At 46.3% G+C, this 20,222-nt stretch carries 20 protein-coding genes; 13 read left to right on the plus strand and 7 right to left on the minus strand.

The window, feature by feature from the left end; translation table 11 throughout:
- The first annotated feature begins 101 nt into the window (after window positions 1-101).
- From LZG94_RS01265 to LZG94_RS01280, 4 genes are all read left to right on the plus strand, one after another.
- Window positions 102-956 (plus strand): cupin-like domain-containing protein, encoded by an 855-nt coding sequence (locus LZG94_RS01265; protein ID WP_233790112.1) that lies wholly within the window; start codon window positions 102-104, stop codon window positions 954-956.
- Between the two features lie 77 nt (window positions 957-1,033).
- The gene (uvrB, locus tag LZG94_RS01270) at window positions 1,034-3,052 is read left to right on the plus strand and encodes an excinuclease ABC subunit UvrB (protein ID WP_233790114.1); all 2,019 of its coding nucleotides are present in this window, start codon (window positions 1,034-1,036) and stop codon (window positions 3,050-3,052) included.
- 63 nt (window positions 3,053-3,115) lie between these two features.
- Window positions 3,116-3,334, plus strand: a complete 219-nt coding sequence (locus tag LZG94_RS01275) for a hypothetical protein (RefSeq protein ID WP_233790115.1) — start codon at window positions 3,116-3,118, stop codon at window positions 3,332-3,334.
- Window positions 3,319-3,651, plus strand: a complete 333-nt coding sequence (locus LZG94_RS01280) for a type II toxin-antitoxin system PemK/MazF family toxin (protein ID WP_233790116.1) — start codon at window positions 3,319-3,321, stop codon at window positions 3,649-3,651. Before LZG94_RS01275 ends, LZG94_RS01280 begins: the two co-directional genes overlap by 16 nt.
- Here LZG94_RS01280 and LZG94_RS01285 read toward each other — a convergent pair.
- A complete protein-coding gene (locus LZG94_RS01285; protein WP_233790117.1) occupies window positions 3,648-4,187 on the minus strand; it encodes a 5' nucleotidase, NT5C type in 540 nt (179 codons plus the stop codon). The two genes, LZG94_RS01280 and LZG94_RS01285, sit on opposite strands and share 4 nt — an antisense overlap.
- A gap of 102 nt (window positions 4,188-4,289) precedes the next feature.
- Here LZG94_RS01285 and LZG94_RS01290 point away from each other — a divergent pair, with 102 nt between their 5' ends.
- Window positions 4,290-5,039 carry a DeoR/GlpR family DNA-binding transcription regulator gene (locus tag LZG94_RS01290; RefSeq protein ID WP_233790119.1) on the plus strand — a complete coding sequence of 250 codons (750 nt, stop codon included), beginning with the start codon at window positions 4,290-4,292 and terminating at the stop codon, window positions 5,037-5,039.
- Window positions 5,040-5,048: 9 nt separating this feature from the next.
- On the opposite strand, the gene LZG94_RS01295 is transcribed toward LZG94_RS01290, so the two are convergent.
- From LZG94_RS01295 to ileS, 5 genes are all read right to left on the minus strand, one after another.
- Window positions 5,049-5,207, minus strand: coding sequence for a hypothetical protein (locus tag LZG94_RS01295; RefSeq protein WP_233790121.1), 159 nt, complete (start codon window positions 5,205-5,207; stop codon window positions 5,049-5,051).
- A gap of 503 nt (window positions 5,208-5,710) precedes the next feature.
- Window positions 5,711-6,490, minus strand: a complete 780-nt coding sequence (locus tag LZG94_RS01300; RefSeq protein ID WP_233790122.1) for a 3-hydroxyacyl-CoA dehydrogenase — start codon at window positions 6,488-6,490, stop codon at window positions 5,711-5,713.
- Between the two features lie 7 nt (window positions 6,491-6,497).
- Complete coding sequence (locus LZG94_RS01305; protein WP_233790124.1) at window positions 6,498-6,671, minus strand: hypothetical protein; 174 nt, start codon at window positions 6,669-6,671, stop codon at window positions 6,498-6,500.
- Between the two features lie 131 nt (window positions 6,672-6,802).
- On the minus strand, window positions 6,803-7,141 hold the full coding sequence (locus tag LZG94_RS01310; protein WP_233790126.1) for a DUF6934 family protein: 339 nt from the start codon (window positions 7,139-7,141) through the stop codon (window positions 6,803-6,805).
- A 3-nt stretch (window positions 7,142-7,144) separates the two neighbouring features.
- Window positions 7,145-10,579: an isoleucine--tRNA ligase gene (gene ileS, locus LZG94_RS01315; RefSeq protein WP_233790128.1), complete on the minus strand. Its 3,435-nt coding sequence runs from the start codon at window positions 10,577-10,579 to the stop codon at window positions 7,145-7,147.
- 347 nt (window positions 10,580-10,926) lie between these two features.
- Here ileS and LZG94_RS01320 point away from each other — a divergent pair, with 347 nt between their 5' ends.
- The gene (locus LZG94_RS01320) at window positions 10,927-12,093 is read left to right on the plus strand and encodes a PepSY domain-containing protein (RefSeq protein WP_233790130.1); all 1,167 of its coding nucleotides are present in this window, start codon (window positions 10,927-10,929) and stop codon (window positions 12,091-12,093) included.
- 5 nt (window positions 12,094-12,098) lie between these two features.
- Here LZG94_RS01320 and LZG94_RS01325 read toward each other — a convergent pair whose 3' ends face one another.
- Entirely contained in the window at window positions 12,099-12,914 is an 816-nt protein-coding gene (locus LZG94_RS01325) for a family 16 glycosylhydrolase (protein WP_233790132.1), read from the minus strand.
- Window positions 12,915-13,059: 145 nt separating this feature from the next.
- Here LZG94_RS01325 and LZG94_RS01330 point away from each other — a divergent pair, with 145 nt between their 5' ends.
- From LZG94_RS01330 to LZG94_RS01360, 7 genes are all read left to right on the plus strand, one after another.
- Entirely contained in the window at window positions 13,060-14,061 is a 1,002-nt protein-coding gene (locus tag LZG94_RS01330; RefSeq protein ID WP_233790134.1) for a bile acid:sodium symporter family protein, read from the plus strand.
- A 16-nt stretch (window positions 14,062-14,077) separates the two neighbouring features.
- On the plus strand, window positions 14,078-14,701 hold the full coding sequence (locus tag LZG94_RS01335; RefSeq protein WP_215233907.1) for a DUF4230 domain-containing protein: 624 nt from the start codon (window positions 14,078-14,080) through the stop codon (window positions 14,699-14,701).
- Between the two features lie 24 nt (window positions 14,702-14,725).
- Window positions 14,726-16,102: a glutamine synthetase family protein gene (locus tag LZG94_RS01340; RefSeq protein ID WP_233790135.1), complete on the plus strand. Its 1,377-nt coding sequence runs from the start codon at window positions 14,726-14,728 to the stop codon at window positions 16,100-16,102.
- A gap of 33 nt (window positions 16,103-16,135) precedes the next feature.
- A complete protein-coding gene (gene tnpA / locus LZG94_RS01345) occupies window positions 16,136-16,597 on the plus strand; it encodes an IS200/IS605 family transposase (RefSeq protein WP_233790136.1) in 462 nt (153 codons plus the stop codon).
- 602 nt (window positions 16,598-17,199) lie between these two features.
- Window positions 17,200-17,973, plus strand: a complete 774-nt coding sequence (locus LZG94_RS01350; RefSeq protein ID WP_233790137.1) for a glucose 1-dehydrogenase — start codon at window positions 17,200-17,202, stop codon at window positions 17,971-17,973.
- A gap of 149 nt (window positions 17,974-18,122) precedes the next feature.
- Entirely contained in the window at window positions 18,123-19,514 is a 1,392-nt protein-coding gene (locus LZG94_RS01355) for an aldehyde dehydrogenase family protein (protein WP_233790138.1), read from the plus strand.
- 6 nt (window positions 19,515-19,520) lie between these two features.
- Complete coding sequence (locus LZG94_RS01360) at window positions 19,521-20,222, plus strand: glutamine amidotransferase-related protein (protein ID WP_233790140.1); 702 nt, start codon at window positions 19,521-19,523, stop codon at window positions 20,220-20,222.

A 20,222-nucleotide genomic window follows, 5' to 3' on the forward strand; every position in this document is an offset into this window, starting at 1 on the left:
GATCAGTAATTTGCCACTTGAAAATGTTCGGCAATGCCACTGAAAACGTTGAGTTTATCAGTATTATAGTCTAATTGATTACCTATATACTCAGTTTCTGTATGAAATTAGTGCCAATAGAAAAGCGTAGCGGTTTGACCCGTGAAGAGTTTATTGAAAATTATCTGAAACCAAGCCGGCCGGTCGTTTTTACCGATCTGGCGAAAGATTGGCCTGCGGTTCAGAAATGGACATTTGAGTGGTTGAGGGAAAATCACGGCGATCTGGATGTACCCCTGGTTGACAAACACCTGCACGATGCCGATAAATATTTTCAGATAGCGAAAACCATGAAGTTCGGCGAGTATCTTTCGCTGATCGAGAAAGGCCCTACCGACCTGCGTATCTTTCTTTTTGATATTTTTAAGAAGATCCCCGAGCTTGCAAACGACATCCGTTTTCCGACGATTATGGATGGATTTTTGAAATCTTACAAGTTTGTATTCTTCGGAGGTCAGGATTCGATTACCAGCCTGCACTACGATATGGATTGCTCCAATGTGTTCCTGACGCAGTTTCAGACGCGCAAGCAGGTGATCCTGTTTTCTCCCGAAGAAAGCCGCAGGTTATACCATCACCCGTTTACAGTGATGAGCAAAGTGGATCCTTTGAACCCAGATTACGAACGTTTCCCTGCATTGAAAGGCGCAACAGGACATGAAACTACGTTGCTTCACGGCGAGACGATCTTTATTCCTTCTCTGTGGTGGCACCATATCCGCTATGTCGACGGCGGTTTTAGCCTTGCATTGAGAGCTAACAATTCGATTTTCACAGCAGTGAGAGGTGGAATGAACCTGGTTCGCCACACCTTTGTAGACAGAAGCATGACCAAGTTGCTCGGTCTCGACTGGCAGCATTGGAAAGAGAAAAAAGCAGTTGAAAATGCGCAAAGTGTGCTGAGACAACAGGCATAAGGCAGTCCCGGACGCATTTCAAGGAAACTAATCTATCTTTGAAATGCGTTATTTCCGGTACGGCCTTATTTGTTGTTATGAATTTCGAACTCACTTCCGAATACCAACCTACGGGCGATCAGCCCGTTGCAATCGATCAACTTGTTCAGGGAATAGAAGCGGGCGAACCTGCCCAGACACTGCTCGGTGTGACAGGCTCGGGTAAAACCTTTACCATTGCCAACGTGGTCAACCGCGTTCACAAACCTACTCTGGTATTAAGCCACAACAAAACCCTCGCTGCACAGCTTTACGGCGAATTCAAGCAGTTTTTTCCAAGTAATGCGGTGGAGTATTTCATCAGCTACTACGATTACTACCAGCCGGAAGCATTCATTTCCACGACCAATACTTATATTGAAAAGGACCTGATGATCAATCAGGAAATTGAAAAACTGCGGCTGCATACCGTGTCCTCGCTCATGAGCGGGCGGCGGGACGTGATCGTGGTTGCTTCCGTTTCTTGTATATATGGCGCAGGAAACCCGCACGAATACAAAAAAAGCATTGTCAGCGCCAAGCTAGGCGATATTGTAAGTCGAAACCAGTTCCTTTTTCGGCTGGTGGAAATACTGTACAGCCGCACCGAGCTTGAATTTAACCGCGGAACATTCCGTGTGAAAGGTGATACCGTAGATGTGTATCCCGGTTACGCCGATTTCGCTTACCGGTTTATCTTTTTTGGGGATGAAATTGAGGCAATACAACGCATAGAGCCGGAATCCGGAAAGAAAATTTCTTCCGAGAAAGCTGTTGCCATTTTCCCTGCAAACCTTTTTGTGACGGGCCGCGATGTACTTAACCAATCGATAAAAGAGATTCAGGATGACCTGGTGACGCAGATCAAGTACTTCACAGCGGAGGGGAGATTGGCCGAGGCCGAGCGTGTGAAGGAACGGACGGAATTTGATATGGAAATGATGCGGGAACTGGGTTATTGCTCAGGAATCGAGAACTACTCCCGCTACTTTGACCGCCGCCTGCCGGGCCAGCGGCCTTTCTGTCTGCTGGATTATTTCCCGGACGATTTTCTAATGGTAGTGGATGAAAGTCACGTGACGATGCCGCAGATCCGTGCGATGTGGGGCGGTGACCGTTCGAGAAAAGAGTCGCTTGTTGAATATGGATTCAGGCTTCCTTCTGCATTGGACAACCGGCCGCTTACTTTCCAGGAATTCGAAGATATGACGCCGCAAACGATTTTTGTGAGTGCGACGCCTGCTGAATATGAGTTGAGAAAATCAGAAGGTGTTGTTGTTGAGCAGATTATCCGACCAACCGGACTATTGGATCCAGAAATTGAAGTAAGACCAAGCCTCAACCAGATTGACGATCTTCTGGAAGAAACAAACAAAAGGATCGCGATGGGCGACCGTGTACTGATCACCACTTTGACCAAAAGAATGGCCGAAGAGCTAAGCAAATACCTCGACCGCGTCGGAATCAAATGCCGCTACATTCACTCGGAAGTGAAGGCTTTGGACCGCGTGGAGATATTACGGGAGCTTCGGTTGGGTGTATTTGATGTACTGGTGGGGGTGAACCTGCTGCGCGAGGGGCTCGATTTACCCGAAGTGTCGCTCGTAGCTATTATGGATGCCGATAAAGAAGGATTTTTAAGAGATACCCGCTCAATGATCCAGACAATCGGCCGCGCCGCGCGGAATGACCGCGGAAAAGTAATTATGTATGCTGATGTCATGACGGGCTCCATGCAGCTCGCAATAGACGAGACCAATCGCCGCCGCAGCATTCAAATGGAGTATAATATTGAAAACGGTATTGTGCCGAGAACGATCCTGAAATCGAAAGAAGCGATCATGGAACAAACTTCCGTCGCCGACTCGAAAGTGCGTAAAGTTTATGTGGAGCCAAGCGAAATCCGAATCGCTGCCGATCCTGTCGTGCAGTATATGGGTAAAAACGACCTGCAAAAACTCATCGCCGAAACGCAGAGAAAAATGGAATCCGCCGCGAAAGATATGGACTTCCTCGAAGCCGCGAGACTACGCGACGAGCTGCTGCAATTGAAGGATCGGGCGAAGCAGGAGGCGTAGGAAGTATGTATTCAAAACACGAATATCTTTTCTATATTAGGACACATTTTAACCACACTACAAATGATTAGGACCTTGATAGTCCCCGAGAAAAGAAATATTTCCATTCAGCTGCCCGATTCCTTTATTGGTAAGCAGGTTGAGGTGATCGCATTTACTGTTCCTGATAAAACAGTGAAAAGTGCGACGCAGGATAAAACACAAACACACTATGCGAGTCTAAAATCTTTAAGCAAAGATTGGCTCAGCGATGAAGAAGACAAAATATGGGAAAATTTGTAAAAGGTGAAGTCGTTGTTATCCCGTTTCCTTTTTCAGATCTGTCCGGAAGTAAAAGAAGACCTGCACTTGTACTGGCAGATCTCACAGGAGACGATATCTTGCTATGCCAGATTACTTCAAAAGCTGTAAAAGGCCAGCCTTCGGTAGCGCTAACTACCAGAGACTTTGCGGTTGGCTCTTTGCCAGTCGATAGTTTTGTCAGACCGCTACGAATCTTCACAGCCGACAAAACAATCATAATCAGGAGTGCAGGGATATTAAAATCAGGAATAGCGAATGAGGTTGTCCGAAAGATAGTGGACGTTTTAAATGCTTAAACTCTGGTTGTCTGTTCAAACAATTCCAGCACCTCTTCCCAATTATTAACCCTCCGATATTTCTCAATCCCTGCATTATGTCCGGCGGAGAACAGAATCGGTATTCCCTGGCAGTAATCAAGGTTTTTCAGGTGGTCGTCGATCAGGTAGTCAGTGTTGATCACGCGTTTATCTCCGCAGAAAACGATGTTTTTCCAGTGGATCGAGGGGAAATGTTCGTTTAGCCAATCGTGTTTTTCCAGAAGCGAATTGGGAAATTCCATTGCGGCAGAAACGATGAAAATATCAAAATGCTCCTGCAACTTCAGGATCGCCTCCTGTGCGCCGGCTATCACCGGTGCGTCACGAAAAAAGCCGGGTTTATATAAAAGGCTTCTGGCTGCATCAGGATCCGGAAATGCCTGATCCTCAGGTATTCCTAGCATTGCCTCGCGCGCTACTTTTACTCCGAATGCTTTTTCATAAGCATTGATCCAATTGACTTCAATGTCCACAATGACATTGTCCATATCCACCGCTATTGATTTTCTAGTCATCTTTAATTTGCGTTTTATTGCAACAAAAGTAGAATATTGGTGCAGTATTTTGCAATGTTTGTTTTAAACAAATATTAAGTTTGCAAAAATTACGATGTCATTATGTTGAAGGAAGAGCGGTTTAAAGTTATTCTCGATCGTCTTGTCAATGATCAAAAGGTATATCTAGCCGGACTAAGTGCATTGTTGAATGTATCTGAGGATACTGTCCGGCGGGATATCAAAGAGCTGGCAGAGCAGGGACTACTAAAATCGGTACGGGGAGGTGCAGTACCACATGCTCCCGGGCCGCACCATTTTCGTGACCGGATTTCCCACGATAAGGACCAGAAGCAGATCATTGCAAACAAAGCATTATCGTTTCTAAAAGACGGGCAGGTTGTCATTTTCGATGGAGGAACTTCTGCTATGCTTATCGCACAAGCATTACCCAAGGATTTGAGAATCACCGTTGTTACGAACAGTTTTCCAATCGCTTCCTTGTTGGAGGAACACGAATTTGTTGAAGTACTCTTTGCCGGTGGTCGACTTTTGAAAAACTCCTTTGTGACAATCGGAAGTGATACCATTCAATTTTTGCAAAAGTTCAGGGCTGATATTTGTTTGCTTGGAATTTGCAGTATTCACAAAGAGTTGGGAGTAACCGGGCCGGACTATGAAGAAAGTGAAGTGAAAAGGACGATGATCCAGTCTTCACGCGAGATAATTGCACTCGCTACCGCAGAAAAACTCGAAACGGCCGAAGCCTTTTATATTTGCCCGACTGAGCGGTTGTCTGTCATTATCACCGATCAGCCGGGCGGGCAGGAAGCATTTAAAATGTATTCTGAGCTTGGAATTCAAATGGTTTGACCAATTAGTCTATTCTTCTTTATCCGGCAAAACCTGTTCCGTTTTAAAGAAAGTATCGTCTATCGTTTTGGTTTCCTGATAGATAATATTGGAAAAGCCCAGCATAAAAGCGATAACAAATCGTCGTAGCCACTTGATGAGGCTGCGGAATATTTTACCAATATTCATTTCCTGATTTTTTAAAATGAATAATTGCGTTTCCTGAAACAGAAAACAGCATATAAGTTGACTACAAGCGTTTACGCTCGCAGTATTTTGGGACAAAGCAGTTGCCCCGAATCAGGAAAATGAAGGATCAGACTGGTAAGAAGAACTTGTGCATCCTTGTAACCTATTCATTTTCAGTAACTCAAATGAATAGGAAGCGAATTGATGCGAGGCTGAATTAAAACGGGTCTTATTGAGGTTTGTGAAGCTCCGCTGCCTCGCATGACGGATCTCAGCAGATTCTTTGAAGTCTGCGATTGCAGCCTTACTGTTCGATGCAGGCTGCTTGAACACGACAATTGTACCGGCATTTCTGCTTCGGTGAGAGTTAAAAAACTGCTCTGTCTGGCAAGCCGCGGCTCGATTATATTCCTGAAAAAAGCCGGATCCGGTTGATAAAATAACCAGGAATAACCACCGTAAAATGGTTCTGTTTGCGGGCAATATGTTTGAATGTGAATGCATTATCTCGGTCCCATTCTGATTGCCCCGTCGAGGCGGATCACCTCACCGTTCAGCATTGGATTTTCTACAATGGATTTGGCCAGCAACGCATATTCGGAAGGTCTTCCAAGGCGGGAGGGGAATGGTATCTGCTGCCCCAGTGACACGCGCGCCTCTTCGGGTAATCCCATCATTAACGGCGTTTCAAACAAGCCGGGGGCTATTGCCATAACCCGAATGCCAGATTTGGCAAGATCACGGGCGACAGGCAAAGTCATGCTAACAATCCCACCCTTACTAGCCGCATAAGCGACCTGTCCCATTTGTCCGTCGTAAGCAGCTACGGAGGCTGTATTAATGATCACGCCGCGCTCTCCTTCCTCATTTGGCGAATTTTGTTCCATTGCAAAAGCCGCCAGGCGCATGACGTTAAAAGTGCCGATCAGGTTTGTGCGGATGGTTTTTTCGAATAACTCGAAGGAATGCGGACCGTAAATGCCCTCTGATTTGCCGACTATTTTCCGGGCCGGTGCAACGCCAGCGCAGTTCACAACAATATCAATCTGACCAAACTGAGCAATTGCAAAGTCGACGGCGGTTTTTACCTCAGTTTCACTGGAAACATCGGTTTTAATGAATCTGATTTTTCCGTCAAATGATTCTTCCAATGCAGTTCCCGCCGCTTCGTTCAGATCCAGGATCACCGTATTTGCGCCTGCCTCCACAAACAAACGGGCGGTAGCCTCTCCCAATCCGGAGGCTCCGCCCGTTATGAATGCAGTAGCATTTTGTAGTTGCATATACTTGCTATCTTCTTTTTAAAAGATGCTCCGGAACCGGATGTTCTTCCAGGAATTTTCTGGCCTCTTCTGCTTTCCTAAGCACAACAGGGTGATTGGAAAGATCAGGAAGGGAATTGTCGATTGTAATTTTAGGTTTTAAATACCTTGGAACAAGAACTGTTTTATCTAGAACTTTCATAGCGTGAAACAATTGATTATTACGAATCTAGCGATTTTTTTCCTATCAAAAAACTTTCAAATGAACCGTTTGGTTCGAAGAAAAACCATTGCTGATTTCGATACCCTAGAATGACAAGGAAGTCTTGCACATCAATAAAAACTACCGATCGAGATTTGATACAACCTTGTCCTTGCTTTTGAATTTCCTGATAAAGCAACAAGATTTTCAGGATGATCCTCCAAATATTTCAGAACTACGGCCATTACTGTCGCCATAATTTCAGGAACGTCGCCATTATCTGTCACAGTATCGTCCACGTAATCCCGCCTCACCGGGCAATAGTCCAGCAAAGCAAGATTGTGTATCTGTGGTGCAATCGGTGAAAAGGAAATAGCCTTTTCTACTATTCCCTTTTTACCGATGCTTTGAAATTTATAGTGTGTTTCCGCTTCGTTTAGTGCGAAGGGATATGCCTGATATTGATTCATCTGCTATACCACTTCAATCTTTACCTTCAACAAAAATTCATCCATTTCGATTTCACTCGCTTCTCCATTTAGATCACTGACCAAATTGAGATCCAGCGCCTGTACTTCCTGGCAGATGTAATCTTTGTTGGCAGTCACGGCGCTTGCGAGCAGGCTGTCGTTATTTTGTAAGGTAATGCGGATCTTGTCAGTAACCTCAAAGCCGCTGTCTTTTCGTAGATTCTGAACACGGTTGACAAAATCGCGCGCTATACCTTCGAGACGAAGTTCGTCGGTGACGGTAATATCCAGCGCGACGGTCAAGCCGCCTTCGCTCGCTACCAGCCAGCCGGGAACGTCTTCCGCGATGATCTCGACGTCGGTCAACGCAATATCGATCGGGCCGCTTGCTGCTTGCAGATTAATGGTCGAGTTTTTCTCAATATCCTTGATCTGAGCTTCATCCATAGCAGAAATAGCAGCTGCTACTTCCTTCATTTTTGGTCCGAACTTCGGTCCCAAAGTTTTGAAATTCGGTTTGATCTTCTTTTTCAGGATACCACTGTCATCGTGCACGAATTCAACAGTTTTTACATTTACTTCCGTCAGGATAATGCCCGTTACCTGCTCGATCTGGCGTTTTGTGTTGTCACTCAAAACAGGGATCAATATCTTGGAAAGCGGCTGACGAACTTTCAGCTTATGTCCCTTGCGGATCGAATGCACCAACGAACTGATTGATTGTGCCAGTTCCATCGACTGTTCCAGATCGGTATCCACATATTCCGTCTCGATTTTCGGCCAGTAGGTCAGGTGCACCGATTCGTATTTGTAATCAGTACCGTGCTGAACAGCCAGCTCGCGGTCGCCATCGGTCAGGTTTTTATACAACCATTCCGCAAAAAACGGCGCGATAGGTGACATTAGTTGAGAAACCGTAACCAAACAATGCTGCAAAGTTTCGTAAGCAGCTCTTTTATCATCCGTTAAGCCGGTACCCTGGTCCTGCGAAGGATTCCAGAAGCGACGACGGTTTAACCGGATATACCAGTTGGAAAGCTGATCAGTCACAAAATCCTGAACCAAACGGCCGGCTTTTGTCGGGTTGTAATCGTCAAATTGCTCGCCTACTTCCTTGATCAGCGTATTCAGTTTGGACAAGATCCAGCGGTCCAGCTCCGTACGTTTTTCAATAGGAACAGAGGTCGCTTCGTGGAATTCATAACCATCCAGGTTCGCGTAAAGGGCGAAGAAATTATAGGTATTGACCAGCGTTCCGAAAAATTTGCGCTGTACTTCACCAATACCATCAATATTGAACTTCAAATTATCCCACGGTTCCGCATTGGTGATCATGTACCAGCGTGTCGCGTCGGGGCCGTAGTGCGCCAGGGTCGAGAACGGATCCACCGCATTGCCGAGGCGCTTCGACATTTTATTGCCGTTTTTATCCAAAACCAAACCCGTCGAAACTACATTTTTAAATGCAACAGAATCGAACAGCATTCCGGCGATCGCGTGCAATGTAAAGAACCAGCCACGCGTTTGGTCCACACCTTCGGAAATGAAATCGGCTGGATAACTTTTGTCAAATATCTCCTGATTTTCAAAAGGATAGTGCCACTGTGCATAAGGCATTGCGCCGGAATCAAACCAAACATCGATCAAGTCCGGCTCACGGTGCATGACGTGGCCTTTTTTGGAAACCAATACAATATCGTCTACATACGGTCTGTGCAGATCGTATTCCCCGTGTTCCAGTTTTTGCAGATATTCAGAATTGTGAAACGCCTGCTCACGTGTCAGATGCCCTGAAATAATCGCCTCTTCGAGCAGGTCTTTCAACTCGTCAATCGAGCCTACGCAAACTTCGTCGCCATAATCATTGCGCCAGATCGGCAGCGGGGTACCCCAATAGCGCGAGCGCGACAAGTTCCAGTCAACAAGATTTTCGAGCCAGTTACCAAAGCGGCCTGTCCCCGTACTTTCCGGTTTCCAGTTAATAGTTTTGTTGAGTTCTACCAGCCTGTCTTTCATGGCGGTGGTTTTGATAAACCAGCTGTCGAGCGGGTAGTAAAGCACAGGTTTATCTGTCCGCCAGCAATGTGGGTACGGGTGTTCGTATTTCTCAACCTTAAATGCTTTGCCCTCTTCTTTGAGCCTGATCGCGATCAATACGTCGGTAGCACGGAATTCAGGATCATTTTGCTCTTCTTCCGAATAATATTCAGGTTTGACAAAACGTCCCGCGTAATCTGTTATCTCTTTCACAAAACGGCCACGACGATCCACGATCGGTACTTCTTTGCCATTTTCATCTTTCACCATGATCGCTGGAATACCGTTTGCCTGCGCTACCCGGAAATCGTCCGCACCGAAAGTAGGGGAGGTATGTACCACACCGGTACCATCTTCGGTCGTAACAAAATCGCCCAGGATAACCCGGAAAGCGGGTTTTTCCGACGGCCCGACGGTCGGCTGCACATAGGGCATTAACTGTTCGTATTCAATGCCTTCCAGCTCACGACCCTTAAATTCCTTCAAAACGCGCCATGGGAGCAGCTTTTTATCACTCGCCGCGTAGCCTTCGAAGTCGCCGTTCTGACTTTTTTCACTAAAATATTTACCCAACAAATCCTTCGCCAATATCACCGCAACCGGCTCGTGGGTATAAGGATTGAAGGTCTCAACCAATGCATAGGTAATATTCGCACCGACGGTCAATGCTGAATTGGCGGGCAAAGTCCAGGGTGTTGTAGTCCAGGCTAATATCCGGATATCCAGATCAGAGAAATCAGCCAAAACTTCCGAAGGCTTAGCCTTAAACATCGTCACGATCGTCGTGTCCTTCACATCCTTATAAGTCCCGGGCATATTCAGCTCGTGTGACGAAAGGCCGGTTCCGGCCGCAGGAGAGTATGGTTGGATCGTATAACCTTTGTAAAGCAAACCTTTGCCGTACAGCTTTTTAAGCAGGTTCCAGAGGCTTTCTATATATTCACTTTTATAGGTAATGTAAGGATCTTCCAGGTCGACCCAATAGCCCATTTTCTCGGTCAGGTCATTCCATTGATCGGTAAATTTCATGACGGTCTGGCGGCATTTTTCGTTATATTCTGCCACCGAGATCGTCTTGCCGATATCTTCTTTTGTGATACCAAGTTCTTTTTCGACCTGCAATTCAACCGGCAAACCGTGCGTATCCCAGCCGCCTTTGCGTTTTACCTGAAACCCCTGCAACGTTTTATACCGGCAAAAAATATCCTTGATCGAGCGCGCCATCACGTGGTGAATGCCCGGCGTGCCGTTTGCAGAAGGCGGACCTTCGAAAAAGGTAAAACTCTGTGCGCCCTCGCGGGTTTCAACAGAAGCGTCGAATATCTTTTTGTCTTTCCAGAACTGCAATATCTCGTCGCCGATCTTTGGATAACTCAGGTTCTTATATTCGTTGTATTTCATGATAGCAATTTGCTGTTAGCCTTTGGCTAGTAGCCAGTCGTGTAATAAGCGGTTTCCATTCCCGCTTTTTGAATTTTTTGGAGTGCAAAATTACGGATTTTTTTCTGCTAAATTGGTCGCGGTACTTGTAATGAATGTGCTGACTATTATATTATTTTAGCGTCAACCTCACTGAGAAAATCAAATGGAACTTCTGGTTGTGGGACATTACAAATGCGGTGATGCACATGCCGCCGGGAAGTGTGAGCCCGGGATTAAGAAATATGAATTTGACTAATCTGTTTCCTGTGAAAAAAGTTAGCATTACTTTCGTATCTTGATTCAGTCTAATTAAGAAAACGGGATTAATGAAAAAACTGATTGGCAAACTTCACCTCTACCTGGGGCTCATTTCCGGGGCGCTGGTTTTTGTAATAGCTATTACAGGCTGCATTCTCGCATTTGAGCAGGAAATCAAGGCTGTTACCCAGCCTTATATGTTTGTTGAAGGACAGAAAGAGGGCAAATTATTGCCGCCATCGGTTTTAGCTGCCGAGGCTGAAAAGTTGCTTCCCGGTAAGAAAGCAAACGGGGTTCTCTACGATGTGCCGGGCAGAAATGCGCAGGTCGGTTTCTATAACATTGATCCCGAATACTATTACGTAGCCTACCTGAACCCATTCACTGGAAAAGTGGCCAAAGTGTGGGACGAGGACGGGGATTTCTTTCATTTTATACTCCACGGGCACTATTATCTCTGGTTACCCGAAAAGATTGGCCAGCCGGTGGTGGCTTCGGCGACGCTTATATTTTTTGTAATGATGATCAGCGGGCTGGTACTCTGGTGGCCTAAAAATAAAGCTGCATCCAAACAGCGTTTTTCGATCAAATGGAATGCAGCCTGGCGCCGGAAAAACTATGACCTGCACAATGTGCTGGGTTTTTATATTATGACAATCGGTGTAATTCTCTCGCTCACAGGCCTGGTCTGGGGATTTCAGTGGTTTTCACAGGGCGTTTACACAGCCACGGGAGGTGAGGGTTCCGACGTTTACTATAACCCAACTTCGGATACCACGCTGGTAAATGCAGTCGCCGGGCCGAAGCAGGCGACGGATCGCGCCTGGTATGCTTTGCAGCGGGAATATCCTAAATACGCGACACTGAATATCTCGTTCCCGAATCTGCCTTCCGAGTCAATTTTCTCTTATGTGAATTTCCGGGAAGGGACTTACTACAATGTAGATTACAATTATTTTGACCAATATACCCTTAAAAAGATCAAGGCGACCGGGCCTTACAGCGGCAAATACAGCGAGGCTAATCTGGCTCAAACCTTGCGCCGGATGAACTACGATATTCACGTCGGCGCTATATTGGGATTGCCGGGTAAAATATTGATGTTTCTGGCTAGTCTGGTCTGCGCTTCTTTGCCAGTAACCGGGTTTCTGATCTGGTGGGGACGCAGGAACAAAGCACCACGCCCGGTTCGCAAAAGTATGCGTCGCGCCAGACGCGATTTGGTAACGCGATAGTCGGATTATTTTTTCTGATAAATACGTACATAATCTACTTCAAACCTGGCAGGAAAATCAGTTCCCGACGGATCACCTCCATTATCTCCGCCCACAGCCAGGTCCAGCAATACATAATGCGGCTGGTGAAAAGGCTGGATATCCTTGTTTTTAGCATTTACGGCTTTGGAAAGATCCTGTGAAGTAAGGAGCAGATCGTCGACGTACAGCTTAATGGAATCTTCATCCCAATCCATTCTCCAAACGTGAAATTTATCCGCCCATTTCGGGTCTTCGAAGGTGTTTAAAGGCTTTTTAACCGAATTCCATATTGGCTTGTACTGTTCATTAGAACCCCAGGCAACATTGGCCAGCAGCATATCCCGGTAATATTCCATGATATCTATCTCTCCGTTATCTGGCCAGCGACCTTTTATTCCAAGTGTCCAGAAAGCAGGCCAGAGCCCGGCGCGGGTATCGATTTTAGCCCGGATCTCAAACCTTCCATATTGCCAGCTTTTGCTTTTTTTAGTAGTTAAACTCGCCGAAGTATATGCTGCGAATTCCCGGTTTTCTTTCCAATTGTTGCTTCCTGCTTTGTAATTTGGGTTTTTAACTTTTTCTTTTTTAGCCTCAATAATTAAAAGTCCGCCTTTGCAATACGCGTTTTCGGCCTGGTACCACTGCAATTCTTCGTTTCTGACAAAACCTTTTTCCGGCTCCCAGATCTTTGGATCGGGTGCGCCTTCACTATCGAATTCATCAGCCCAAACCAATTTCCATTGCGCAAACGAAGGAGCCGCAAATACTGTCAGCACCGCGGCGAGTACGATATTTTTCATATTTCAAGTAATTGTTGGAACCGTTTGCACGGGTGTACCTATTAACTTATAAGGCGGAAGCGGATTTTATTTAACCAACTTTCCCTTCTTTTGTTAGTAAGCAAAAGTTGCCAATTCCTCAGATTGGCAGCGAAAAGTATATCAAATGATTAAAATATTAGATACTGCCCGCAAAGCCGGATTGGATGGTTTTATGCTTGCATTGCTCAGCATGATATTGCTGGCCTGGCTCTGGCCGGAACCCGGGATGAAAGAGAGTCCGGTCCCGCTTTCCGAGATCTCCACCTACGCCGTTTCGGTCATTTTCTTTTTCTACGGATTGCGGCTCAGTCCGGACAAGCTGCGCGAGGGACTTACCAACTGGCGGCTGCACGTGATGGTGCATTTGTCCACATTTGTACTTTTTCCACTTATCGCGCTGGCATTCAAGCCAATGTTTCAAGGCGAAGAGAATCATACTTTGTGGTTAGGTATCTTCTTTCTGACAGTATTGCCTTCCACGGTTTCATCTTCTGTAGTGATGGTTTCTATTGCAAAAGGCAATATTCCGGCGGCGATATTCAACGCGAGCATATCGAGCCTGATCGGTGTTTTCCTGACTCCGCTTTGGATGGGATTGGTACTGGATACCGGCCCAGGGCATTTTGACCTGCTTTCAGTGGTCGGAAAGCTGGCTTTGCAAGTACTACTTCCGGTATTTGCGGGTATACTGTTGAACAAGCGCTGGGGATATTTTGCCGAAAAAAACAAAAAGTATATCCGCTATTTCGACCAATCGTCTATTTTGCTGATCGTATACACTTCTTTCTGCGAATCATTTGGCGAAGACCTGTTTAGTTCGCTTGGATTGAAAGATATTGTATTTTTAGGAATGGGAATGCTGGCACTATTTTTCGCTATTTATTTCCTGCTGACATTTATTAGTAACCTTCTGAAATTCAGTCATGAAGATAAAGTAACGGCTGTTTTTTGTGGTTCGAAAAAGTCGCTGGTGCAGGGAGCGGTTATGTCAAAAGTGCTTTTTGCAGGCCCGCAGGCGGGTATTATGTTGCTGCCGATCATGATTTACCATGCATTGCAATTGATAGCAGCCAGTATTATCGCCCAGCGACTGGCGGCGGAAGCGGAAACAGACAAGAGTTTTTAACCTAATACCCTATTCAATGCGATTGATTTCCTGGTTTGTGCGTGTGCTTGTATTGATTCTGTTGATAGCGGGGTTAAATTCATTATGGTCCAATTTCAGGACCGGGAACTGGGCGCCGGACTGGTTTGGGATGGAGGATAAAACGCAGACTACGCATACTATTGTTTTGCAGGAGATCAGCGCGATGGGCAAGCTGGAACTGGTTAAGTACAATTTTAAAGATGTTGTCGAGCGCGAAAAGGTCAAAATGTTTTTGCCCAATGCGAAAGCGGTACTGATCGTGCAGGGGGAAGCGATCGGTTGCATTGACCTGACACTGGTGGATATTGCGGACATTTCTTCGGAAGACGAATACCTGGTGGTCAATATGCCCGAGCCTGAGCTTTGTGTTTTTAAGATCGACCATAGCAAATCCAAGATATACAATACCGAATATGCATTCAATGAAGAAGGAAAGCTGGTGGAGGAAGCCTACAAGCAGGCCGAAAAGCAGATCATGAAATCCGCCCAGGATATGGGGATTTTGGAACAAACCAAAGTGAACGCACGTAAAATTCTCACTCCTGTTCTTGAAAAAGCTTCGGGGAAAAAAGTGATATTGAAATTTCCAATGAATACCGAGATTGAAAAATTGCGCTAACTATTTCGCCACAAACCCTTTACGATGGACAAGAAAGGATTTCTCACAGCAGAAGAACTCAGGAGTAAAACGGTGGAAGGGTTGATTGATACCATCGTGGTTGGTTTTACCGATCATTATGGCCGGTTAATGGGAAAGCGAGTCGATGCGGAATATTTTCTGGATTCGGTATTGGAAGACGGTACGCACGGATGCAACTACCTGCTAACCACGGATATAGCAATGGAGCCTGTGTCGGGTTACAAATATGCAAACTGGGAGTTGGGTTACGGCGATTTTCATCTGCTACCTGATCTGAAAACGCTGCGGATCGCAGATTGGCTTGAAAAAACGGCGCTTGTGATTTGTGATGTTCACAATGATGAATCGCACCAGCTTGAATCCATCGCGCCCAGATCTATTCTTAAAAAGCAGCTGGACAACTTGCAGGCAGATGGAATGGACTGTTTCGCGGCTTCTGAACTGGAATATTATCTTCTCGAAAATACTTACAAACAAGCTTTTGAACAAGGTTACCAGAATCTCTCGCCGGCTGGGTATTACCTTGAAGATTACCACATTATGCAGGGGACGCGAAATGAGAAATTCACTTCCGCGGCAAGAAAACATTTAAAAAACTCCGGCATTCCAATTGAAACTTCCAAAGGTGAGTGGGGGCTGGGCCAGCATGAGCTGAATGTAAAATATGCCGATGTACTTTCGATGGCCGATAATCACGTTGTGTACAAGCAATGCATGAAGGAAGTGGCTGACGCAATGGGACTTTCGGTCACTTTCATGGCCAAGTTTGCCACTGATCAGGCCGGTTCGAGCAGTCATATTCACATGAGTTTGTGGAAAGATGGAGAAAATGCATTTGTCGGAGATCAGGCGATCGGCCCAGTACAAGGATCTGATCTGTTTCGCTGGTTTCTTGGCGGTTGGATCAGGCACGTGCCCGATGTAATGCCTTTTTACGCCCCAACTGTGAATTCTTACAAAAGATTTGTCGACGGCTCCTGGGCACCTACGCGGCTGGCTTGGAGTTATGACAACCGCACTGCCGGCTTCCGCGTGGTAGGAAGTGGAAAAAGTCTGCGCATTGAGTGCCGCATTCCCGGCGCCGATTGCAATCCCTACCTCGCATTTGCGGCTTCACTCGCCTCCGGACTCGACGGTATCAAAAATAAGATAGAGCCGCCGGAATGTTTCGAGGGCGATATTTACGCAGCCGCCCATTTGCCACGGGTGCCCTACACCTTGTCCGAAGCAGTTAACATATTTGAGCAAAGCGAATTCGCTAAAAATACATTCGGTAATGAAGTAATCGAACATTATACTCACTTTTTCCGAAATGAACAAAAAGCGTACGATACGTCGGTAACGGACTGGGAGCGAAAACGGTATTTTGAGCAGATATAATGGAAGCAATATTTACACACACTTTCAGATATAATGGCAGATACATTTTCACAGATTTATCTTCAATTTGTTTTTAGCGTAAAAGGCAGACAGAGTCTGATACCCAAGGAAAACAAAGAGGAATTACACAAATATCTGACGGGGTTAGTGCAGAATCGCAAAGCAAAAATGCTTGCGGTGCATTGTATGCCTGATCACGTGCACATTTTTGTTGGTTTTAAACCAGTTATCTTGATTTCGGACTTTGTGAAGGAAATTAAGGTAGAAAGCAACGAATTCATTAATGCGAAAGGCTGGACAAAGTTTAAGTTTGCCTGGCAGGAGGGTTATGGAGTTTTTTCCTATTCGCATTCACACATTAATTCAGTGGTGAATTACATTTTAAATCAGGAAGAACACCATCGGAAGAAGTCGTTTCAGGAGGAATACAAGGAGTTTTTAGAAAAATTTCAGATCCCGCATAAAAGTGAGTATCTATTCGAATTTTTAGAGTGATGCGGTTTGGTGCTAAAAGCATTAGGAGTGCAAAACAGGGGGCTCCTCCGGAGCCACGGCTTGATTTGATGCTGGCTGTTCTAGAAACAGGGGGCTCCTCCGGAGCCACGGCTTGATTTGATGCTGGCTGTTCTAGAAACAGGGGGCTCCTCCGGAGCCAATTGTTGCCCAGCGGGCTCCCTGTTTCTAGCAATGGCGACGTTATGTTTGTGGTTCGGGCCCCAGCGGGGCCTCCTGTTTCTAGCAATGGCGACGTTATGTTTGTGGTTCGGGCCCCAGGGGGCCTCCTGTTTCTAGCAATGGCGACGTTATGTTTAGGGTTCGGGCCCCAGCGGGGCCTCCTGTTTCTAGCAACGGCGACGTTATGTTTAGGGTTCGGGCCCCAGGGGGGCCTCCTGTTTCTAGAACCAGCGACGATATGTTTGAGATTTGGGCCCCAGTGGGGCCTCCTGTTCGCGAACATCATTGATTTGCATTGGCTCGGAATGTGATGATAGAATATTTGGCCAAAACAACCACTCAAAAATCATTGCATTAATTTCCGCGGGTCCATTTGATACTCAATTACCATAAATAATCTTCACCCTATTAAAACAAACACAATGCGGTTAGAAAATAAGGTCGCACTCATTACAGGCGGAAGCGGCGGAATTGGCCGTGAGACAGCCATTTTATTTGCAAAAGAAGGGGCTAAAATCGTAGTAACGGATGTCAACGACGCTGGGGGCCAGGAAACTGCAGATGAGATCGTACAAGCCGGAGGAGAGGCTTTTTTCCTGCATTCCGACGTTTCGAAGCCCGCGGACTGTGAGGCTGCTGTTGCTTTCACAGAAGAGAAGTTCGGTAAGCTGAATGTCATTTTCAACAACGCCGGGATTATGCACAGCGACGATGACAACGCCATGACGACCGAAGAATCGGTTTGGGACCTGACGATGAATATCAATGCAAAAGGTGTGTTTTTGGGTTGTAAATACGGTATTCCTGCATTGCAAAGAGCAGGCGGCGGCTCGATTATCAATACTGCTTCCTTCGTGGCAATATTGGGCGCAGCAACGCCGCAAATAGCTTACACAGCCAGCAAAGGCGCTGTTTTAGCGTTAACCAGAGAACTTGCGATCATTCACGCCCGGGAAAATATTCGCGTAAATGCATTGTGCCCAGGACCACTTCGGACAGAGCTTTTAATGAAGTTTTTGAACACCGAAGAAAAGAAACAACGCCGCCTGGTACATATTCCGATGGGCCGCTTCGGCGAAGCCAAAGAAATGGCCTACGCCGCCCTGTTCCTCGCTTCCGACGAAGCATCATTCATAACAGGCACCGATTTTCTGGTAGACGGAGGAATTACGTCCGCCTACGTAACGCCGGTTTAAGGGAGGAGGAAATGGAGGATGGAGGAAAGGGAGGAAAGGAGGAAGGATTTTCCTCTACTCAATATCTTTTCTTCCCCTTCTTCCCCTTCCTCCCCAATTCCTTCCTCCTTCCTCCTTCCTCCATTCCTCCATTTCTCCCCTTTAAAAAAATGACACTTCAAAAAACGATAAGTCCGATTGATGGCTCGGTATATGTGGAACGCATGTTGGCTGATGCTGATGCTGTGGAAATCGCTTTGAATAAGGCTGTTGCGGCTCAGAAGGAATGGCGTAAAACTTCGCTGGCTGAGCGTGCGGCTATTTGTCTGAAAGCGGTTGAGTACTTCCTCGATAATGCCGATGAGATCGGGTTGGAGCTGACCTGGCAAATGGGGCGGCCGGTCCGGTATACTGCAAATGAGATCCGGAAAGGATTTCAGGAGCGTGCAAAATATATGATCTCTATTGCCGAGAAGGCCCTATCGGATGTGGAAGTGGAGGGAATTCCAGGATTTAAGAGATTCATTCGCCGCGATCCGCTGGGGGTGGTTTTTGTGGTTGCTCCATGGAATTACCCGTATCTGACCTCCGTCAATTCCGTGATTCCGGCGATTATGTCGGGCAATGCGGTGGTTTTGAAACATGCGCAGCAAACACCCCTATGTGCCGAGCGTTATGCCGCTGCATTTGAATATGCGGGATTACCCGAGGGCGTGTTTCAATATCTGCATTTAAGTCACGATCAGGTTACAAAAGTAGTTGGTGACCAACGCATTGACTATGTTGTATTTACAGGATCGGTTGAAGGCGGACATGCAGTACAACAGGCAATTAATGAAAGATTTATCGTGGGCGGATTGGAGCTCGGCGGTAAGGATCCGGCTTATGTGCGGGCGGATGCAAATCTTGCAGATGCAGTCGAAAATCTGGTCGATGGTTCGTTCTTTAATTCAGGTCAATCCTGCTGTGGTATCGAGCGTATTTATGTGCACCAGGATATTTATGAGGAATTCGTGGATGAATTTGTAAAGTTGACAAAAACCTACAAACTGGGCGATCCGCTTGATCAGGAAACTACTTTGGGGCCGATGGTACGGACTGCCGCTGCCGATTTTGCCAAAAAACAAATTGACGAAGCGATTGCGCAGGGAGCTACTGCATTGATTGATACGGATCTTTTCCCCGCGCATCAGGCCGGCACTCCCTATTTCGCACCGCAGGTTTTGGTAAATGTCAATCATTCGATGGAGATCATGACAGAGGAAACCTTTGCGCCAGTAGTGGGGATTATGCCGGTTAAAGATGATAATGAGGCTATTAGATTGATGAACGACAGTCAATATGGCCTTACAGCGTCAATCTGGACCTCGAATATTGATGCTGCCCTCGCGCTGGGTGAGCAAGTTGAAACCGGTACATTCTTCATGAACCGCTGCGACTATCTTGACCCTGCATTAGCCTGGACAGGCGTAAAAAATTCAGGTCGCGGCTGTACGCTTTCAACAATCGGATATGAAGCGTTAACCCGTCCAAAATCTTTTCATTTAAAGATAAATAGTTGATATACAATGCAAGTAGGACTGCTGGAATGTGATCATGTGCGCGAAGATCTGTTGCATATTGCGGGTGATTACCGGCAAATGTTCCCGGCATTGTTCATGCAGGTTGCGCCGGATTGGGAGTTTACTTTCTATGATGTTTGCAATGGAAATTTCCCGAAATCTGTGGCTGAATGCGATTTGTATATCTGCACAGGATCGAAATTTTCAGTTTATGATGAAGAGGACTGGATTTTTAGATTAAAGGATTTTGTAAAAGAAATTAATAGATCGGGCAGGAAGTACGCGGGAATCTGTTTTGGTCACCAAATGCTGGCGGAGGCTTTGGGTGGTAAAGTAGAAAAAGGAAGCCCGGGCTGGTGTGTAGGCGTGCATGAATTTTCGCTAATAAGGTCCGCAGAATGGATTGATCCACAAAAAAATCACTTTAATCTGCTGATGATGTGCCAGGACCAGGTAGTGAGGATGCCAGAAGGAAGTGTGCTGCTGGCGCAAACTCCCGATTGTCCGGTTGGAATGTTTCAGGTGGGCGGCAATATGATTGGTATTCAAGCACATCCGGAGTTTCCGAAGCGTTATAACCAGGCTTTAATGGAATTGCGGGTCGAGCGGGTAGGAGAGGAAAAAGTCAATTCGGGTATTGCCAGCCTTGCATTACCTACCGACGAACTGCTGATTGCGGGCTGGATAAAGAATTTTGCAGCACTATGA

The sequence above is a fragment of the Dyadobacter sp. CY343 genome, from assembly GCF_021390335.1.
GTDB lineage: Bacteria > Bacteroidota > Bacteroidia > Cytophagales > Spirosomataceae > Dyadobacter.